9 protein-coding genes are annotated in these 6,000 nt (G+C 41.0%); 3 read left to right on the top strand and 6 right to left on the bottom strand.

Annotated elements, in window-relative coordinates; all coding sequences use genetic code 11:
- Positions 1–248: hypothetical protein (locus tag JUI58_RS18280; RefSeq protein ID WP_204105242.1), on the top strand; the 248-nt coding region annotated here is incomplete at its 5' end.
- Positions 249–343: 95 nt separating this feature from the next.
- On the opposite strand, the gene JUI58_RS18275 is transcribed toward JUI58_RS18280, so the two are convergent.
- From JUI58_RS18275 to petB, 4 genes are all read right to left on the bottom strand, one after another.
- Positions 344–550: a type II toxin-antitoxin system HicA family toxin gene (locus tag JUI58_RS18275; protein WP_204105241.1), complete on the bottom strand. Its 207-nt coding sequence runs from the start codon at positions 548–550 to the stop codon at positions 344–346.
- On the bottom strand, positions 547–747 hold the full coding sequence (locus JUI58_RS18270) for a type II toxin-antitoxin system HicB family antitoxin (RefSeq protein ID WP_204105240.1): 201 nt from the start codon (positions 745–747) through the stop codon (positions 547–549). Before JUI58_RS18270 ends, JUI58_RS18275 begins: the two co-directional genes overlap by 4 nt.
- Before the next feature lie 90 nt (positions 748–837).
- Positions 838–1,320: a cytochrome b6-f complex subunit IV gene (gene petD / locus JUI58_RS18265; RefSeq protein WP_204105239.1), complete on the bottom strand. Its 483-nt coding sequence runs from the start codon at positions 1,318–1,320 to the stop codon at positions 838–840.
- A gap of 129 nt (positions 1,321–1,449) precedes the next feature.
- The gene (gene petB, locus JUI58_RS18260) at positions 1,450–2,118 is read right to left on the bottom strand and encodes a cytochrome b6 (RefSeq protein ID WP_204105238.1); all 669 of its coding nucleotides are present in this window, start codon (positions 2,116–2,118) and stop codon (positions 1,450–1,452) included.
- Between the two features lie 243 nt (positions 2,119–2,361).
- On the opposite strand from petB, the gene ctpA reads away from it, so the two are divergent.
- Both ctpA and pth read left to right on the top strand, forming a co-directional pair.
- On the top strand, positions 2,362–3,597 hold the full coding sequence (ctpA, locus tag JUI58_RS18255) for a carboxyl-terminal processing protease CtpA (protein ID WP_204105237.1): 1,236 nt from the start codon (positions 2,362–2,364) through the stop codon (positions 3,595–3,597).
- Between the two features lie 246 nt (positions 3,598–3,843).
- Positions 3,844–4,452 (top strand): aminoacyl-tRNA hydrolase, encoded by a 609-nt coding sequence (pth, locus tag JUI58_RS18250; protein ID WP_204105236.1) that lies wholly within the window; start codon positions 3,844–3,846, stop codon positions 4,450–4,452.
- Between the two features lie 6 nt (positions 4,453–4,458).
- Here pth and JUI58_RS18245 read toward each other — a convergent pair whose 3' ends face one another.
- The gene (locus JUI58_RS18245) at positions 4,459–5,094 is read right to left on the bottom strand and encodes a DUF1361 domain-containing protein (protein ID WP_239121564.1); all 636 of its coding nucleotides are present in this window, start codon (positions 5,092–5,094) and stop codon (positions 4,459–4,461) included.
- Between the two features lie 19 nt (positions 5,095–5,113).
- The gene (locus tag JUI58_RS18240; RefSeq protein WP_204105235.1) at positions 5,114–5,752 is read right to left on the bottom strand and encodes a ThiF family adenylyltransferase; all 639 of its coding nucleotides are present in this window, start codon (positions 5,750–5,752) and stop codon (positions 5,114–5,116) included.
- Between the last annotated feature and the right edge of the window lie 248 nt (positions 5,753–6,000).

Raw genomic sequence — 6,000 nt, 5'->3', positions numbered from 1 at the left:
AGCCAAAGGTTTACCGTCACTGTCAGGATAGAGAAGGTCGTCGTCAATCGATGGGGGAGAAAGTTGTTGTACCATTGCCTCAAAAGAGAAAAAGGTCTATATTTTATTATACTATCAATTGCGCTATCTCACGGCGATCGCTTTTCTCTACTCTATTCAAGAGTATCAAGATCGATGTTGAGTTGTTGAAGGCGATCGCCTTCGCTGTCAGGTCGGTAATTGGTTTATGTATAGAACTTGATATCTAAGATATGTAAGTGGTGAAAAACTAATACAGAGAACTGTGTCGATCGCACTGGTCGATCTCGCTTTGAGGTAGAGAAGTGTAGGAGTGCGATCGCGTTTAAATATCATCTTCAGTCAAGTCAGCATCTTTGAGAATCCCTTTTAAAGTGCCTATGGGTAAATCTTTATTTCCATGTACGGGTATAACGATAATTGTAGAAATATCTTCTCTCGTATAAATATGATGACTTCCTTTAATTCTTGTTAGTATCCAGCCAGACTTTTCTAAAATCTTGCACAATTTTTTACCTGAAATTGATTTCATATAGAAATCTCTACTAATTGTTGATCGCTAGTAGGTAATTCTTTCTCATTAGCCACTTCTAACCATCCTTCAACTGCTTCTTTTACCATTTCTATTAAATGTTCATAGTTTTCTCCCCATGTATGACAACCCGGTAAAGCTGGAACAGTTGCACACCACATATCTTCTTCTTGCCAAACAATAACTTTTATTTTCATAGATATGATAGATATGATGTTAGATATACTTTTTTACAATAGTAGGGGTTTGCTCACCAAACCCCTACTATTTGTTTAAATGATCTTAATCTAGAATAAGCCCAAGGTTAAAGACTTATCTAAGGGGAAAATCGCCCCGGCACCCAACCAGAGAGTTACAGCCGTTCCAAATAAGAAAACAGCCGTGGCTAAAGGACGACGGAAAGGGTTTTGAAACTTGTTAACGTTTTCGATAAAAGGAATCAAAATTAAACCCAGGGGAACCGCAGCCATTCCCGCAATTCCTAACAGTTTATTCGGTAAAATCCGCAAAATCTGGAAGGTGGGATAAAGATACCATTCCGGTAAAATTTCCAACGGTGTTGCGAAAGGATTAGCAGGTTCGCCAACAGTTGCGGGGTCAAGAACCGCTAAACCGATACATAAGGCGATCGTTCCCATGATCACGATGGGGAATACATAAAGCAAATCATTCGGCCATGCGGGTTCGCCATAATAGTTATGACCCATGCCTTGAGCAAGTTTAGCACGCAGTTTGGGATCGCTTAGATCCGGCTTTTTGAGAGTTGACATGATAAAAACAGTCTCCTGAATTCACGAAATATTTTAATTGCGATCGCGAGTTCGCATTCAATCATAAAAAAAGGTACGGGCAAGATAAAATACTTTAATTTCTTACCCGATCGCGCTTTTGTCCCGAGTTTAGAGGGGACCGGAAATGCCTTGCTTGCGGATCATCAAGAAGTGAGCCAACATGAAGACCGCGATCGACCAAGGTAAAACGAAAGTATGCAAGCTGTAGAAGCGAGTTAAAGTTGCTTGTCCGACGGATACACCACCGCGCATGAGTTCGACTAATTGCGGTCCAACAACGGGAATAGCGGCAGGAACCCCAGAGACAATATTAACCGCCCAGAAACCCATTTGATCCCAAGGGAGAGAGTATCCCGTTACGCCAAAACTAACGGTAATCACTGCGAGAACAACTCCCGTGACCCAAGTTAATTCCCGAGGCTTTTTGAAACCGCCGGTGAGATAAACTCGGAAAACGTGGAGAATCATCATCAGCACCATCATGCTTGCAGACCAACGATGAACGGAACGAATTAGCCAGCCAAAGTTAACTTCAGTCATCAGATACTGAATGGAGTTAAAGGCTTCCGTCACCGTGGGTTTGTAGTAGAAGGTCATGGCGAAACCCGTGGCAAACTGGATGACGAAGCAAACCAACGTTACACCACCCAAACAGTAAAAAATATTGACGTGAGGGGGAACGTATTTACTGGCAATATCATCTTCGAGTGCCTGAATGTCCAAGCGTTCTTGAAACCACTGATAGGTTTTTGATTCTCTTGCTTGCTTAATAAACATGAAGTCCGAATTCCTTAAGGAAAAATGTTGTTTAGTCCAACGCTTACCACCCTGGCAGGTTGAAAAAAATGAAAGAAGGATAAATGACAGGGGAGTGAAACCCCGATCGCAGAGGAGGAAGAATCCTTAAACTCCCCTTTAAAAAATGTAACACGACTTAATCAATTATCAGTCAACACTTCCCCAACTCTCCCCACTCCCCGCTCCCAGATTAGAATATAAAAAATTAGTTAAGCAGGACTCATGGGGAAACGAAGATTTTGGTTAGGATGGTTGATGGCGATCGCGGTGCTGGTTTCGAGTTTGGTCTGGACTCCCCAAGCATTGGCTTTTACGGAAGACCAGAAGGTATTTTTGCAAGCATGGCGCATTGTTAATCAGTCTTATGTTGATGACAGCTTTAATGGGCAAAATTGGTGGTTTATGCGCCAACGATATTTGCAACATCCATTCCGCGATCGCGAAGACGCTTATGAGGCCATTGACGAAATGCTGGCTAGTTTAGACGATCCTTATACGCGCTTGCTTCGTCCCGAAGAGTATCGCAGTTTGCAGGTGAGTACCTCGGGGGAATTAACGGGAATTGGGGTACAAATTAATCTTGAACCGCAAACTCTACAATTACAGGTGATTAGCCCGATCGCCGGTTCTCCTGCGGAAAGGGCGGGAATTCGCGCTGGCGATCGCATTCTCGAAATTGATGGGGTTTCTACTCAAAATCTATCCCTGGATGAAGCGGCGATGAAAATGCGCGGGAAAATTGGCACTCGCGTTGTTTTAACTCTCGATCACGAGGAAGAAACCGAGGAAAAAACCGTAGAAATTGTCCGCGATCGCATTATTCTTAAGGCCGTCAGCGCTAATCTCGATACCACAGGTACAATTCCTATCGGCTATTTGCGTCTTTCCCAATTTAGCGCCAATGCAACCCAAGAATTAGCTCGGGCGATCGCGGCTCTGGGCGATCGCGGTGCCAAGGGCTATATCCTTGATTTACGGAATAATCCAGGGGGACTCTTACAAGCAGGTGTAGGTATTGCCCGTCTTTGGCTCAATGATGTACCTATTGTTTATACTGTCAATCGTCAGGGAATGTTGGGCAGTTTTGATGCCGATCGCGGTGCTATTACGGATTCTCCCCTGGTGGTTTTGGTTAATCAAGGTTCCGCTAGTGCTAGTGAAATTTTAGCTGGGGCATTACAAGACAACCATCGCGCTAAATTATTGGGAGAAACAACTTTTGGTAAAGGATTGATTCAATCTCTTTTTGAACTCCCCGATGATTCTGGTTTAGCCGTTACCGTCGCTAAATACGAAACTCCCAGCCATCACGATATTAATAAGTTAGGTATTACTCCTGATCAGATCGTTGCCCAAGAACCGATTTCTTTGCAGGAAATTGGTGGCGATCGTGATCTTCAATATCAGGCCGCGATCGAGTTACTCGAGGCCAAATCTATTCTTGCCAACGTCACTTAACTCACAAAAGTTATTGATATCTTTACTGATAGTGGAGACAGCATTTTTACTCAATATTTTTACTCAATGTCTGCCTCCACTTTTTTAGGTTTCTTTAATCTTTAATTCTATTGATTGAAAAAAAGTAGAACTTTATCAGCGAGGAAAATTTTCGGAGCGATCGCGAGTCTAGATAGAGGGTGTGTTATCTTAATCTGTAACAAAACCCTATTATCGTATCTTTTTTTCTCGATCGCTTTCCTTAATATGGGTACAATTCCTCAGTTTATTATCGGCTTGGGTAATCCTGGTGCAAAATATGACAAAACTCGTCACAATATTGGTTTTGAAGTCCTTGACGATCTCGCTAAACTCTGGCAAATGTCTTGGCAGGAAAACCGCCGTTTTAAAGGCTATTTTGCCGAGGGACGCGCTTTAGGAAATCATAAAATTTATTTACTTAAACCTCTAACTTATATGAATCTTTCGGGGGAATCCATTCGTGCGGTGATGGATTGGTATAAACTCGAACCAGAATCATTATTAGTGGTTTATGATGATCTGGATTTAGCGGTGGGACGGTTGCGAATTCGCTTATCGGGGTCTGCGGGAGGGCATAATGGTATTAAGTCGGCGATCGCCCATATTGGAGGGCAAAATTTTCCTCGTCTTCGCATCGGTATCGGCCAAAAAACTGCCGATAAAGAAACAATTTCTCATGTTTTAGGGAAATTTACCCCCGAAGAAAAACCGATTGTTTCCGAAACGATCGATCTGGCGATCGCCGCGATCGAAATGAGTCTGAAAGAAGGGCTAGAAAAAGCGATGAGTCTTTACAATGCGCGATCGGTTGTTAAAATTCTTAATGAACAATGAACAATGCTAAAATCGTATTCCTTTAGTTTGTTGAAACCTCAATTTTAAACCGATCGCCAATTGTTTAGCCAGCCAATAAAGCATCGTTAAAACAACAAAAGTGATGCCGATAATTAAAACATTCATGGGATCGTAAAAATTAGCAATACCTGTGTGAAAAACATCGATGGGCTTTGTCACAAAATCCCAACTGTTAAAACGCTGAAAGCGTCCTAAAAATATCCCGACAGCAGAGAGAAAATGGAGCATTAATTCACAGGAAAAAATAAATCTTGATTTTCCTTCTTGTTTTAAATAATCTCCTAAATTGATTAAAGATAAAACATAAGCGCCAAATCCAGCACCCAAAAAGAGAGTATATTGAGGAATCAAAACTAGAGTTACAATCCAAATTGAATACCCATGACGAATAAAGTTAATTAAATGCACCGTATCTGTTAAAACATAGGGTGCATTAGGCAGAAAAGCTAGGAAAGTTAGTAAACCTAGCCACCATAACCAAGAACGAGATTTTCCACTTTTGAATAACCAAAGACTTAAGGCAAAAGGGATGAAAGCGAGAAAAAGATTCCAAGCAATAAAATGACTTCTCATTAATGCTTTCAAAGAAGCAACAAACCAAAAGAATAAACGTTCTAGCATGATTTTCAAGAAAAATAAATTAAGCAATAAAAGGTTTAACGGCAAAGTCATCTAGTGTCAGGGTATGATTGTTTTGTTCTCCTCTCGCTACAAATTTGATAATGACTTCACTGGCGATCGCCACCGCAAGTAAAACTAAATTACGTGCTAAAGGATAATCGCAAATATCGTCATTCATAGCAGAAGGAACGCGATATTTGTCATTCCAGATAATCTCAGCGTAATCCCTAGAGAGTCCAACATGAAGACAAGCAAGATTATTTTCTTGGCAATAGTCTTTAACCGCTTGACGAGATGAACTATTATCAAAAGTATCGATAACTAAATGGGCATTACGCAGCAGTTGCGAACAATTTTCAGGGGTTAACTCCTTAGATTTTCCGTTTACCGCAACCCCCAAGGCACGATAAATGGTATTAGTTAAAATCTTAGCCTTATATGCTCCCACATCCGATTTATAATAGGGCTGCGTCGATAAATTGCGTTCTTCAATGCGATCGCGATCGATAACTGTTAATTGCGAAAACCCCGATCGCGCTAAATTCTCCGTTAAGTTTGCCCCCAAAGCACCAGCCCCGCAAATCGTTACGGGAAACTCAGCAATTTTTGCCATTAGTTCTGGCGATCGATATAATTGTTCGTGAAAAAATATACTCATTTGGTAGTGGATAGTTGATAGGTAAGTAGTTGATAGTTGATAGTTGATAGTTGATAGGTAAGTAGTTGATAGTTGATAGTTGATAGTTGATAGGTAAGTAGTTGATAGTTGATAGGTAAGTAGTTGATAGTTGATAGTTGATAGTTGATAGTTTGATAGTTTGATAGTTTGATAGTTTGATAGTTTGATAGTTGATAGTTGATAGGTAAGTAGTTGATAGTTGATAGTTGATAGTTGATAGTTGATAG

It is taken from the genome of Spirulina sp. CCY15215 (assembly GCF_016888125.1).
Taxonomy (GTDB): domain Bacteria; phylum Cyanobacteriota; class Cyanobacteriia; order Cyanobacteriales; family Spirulinaceae; genus CCY15215.
This window is presented reverse-complemented; position numbering and strand designations above follow the sequence as displayed.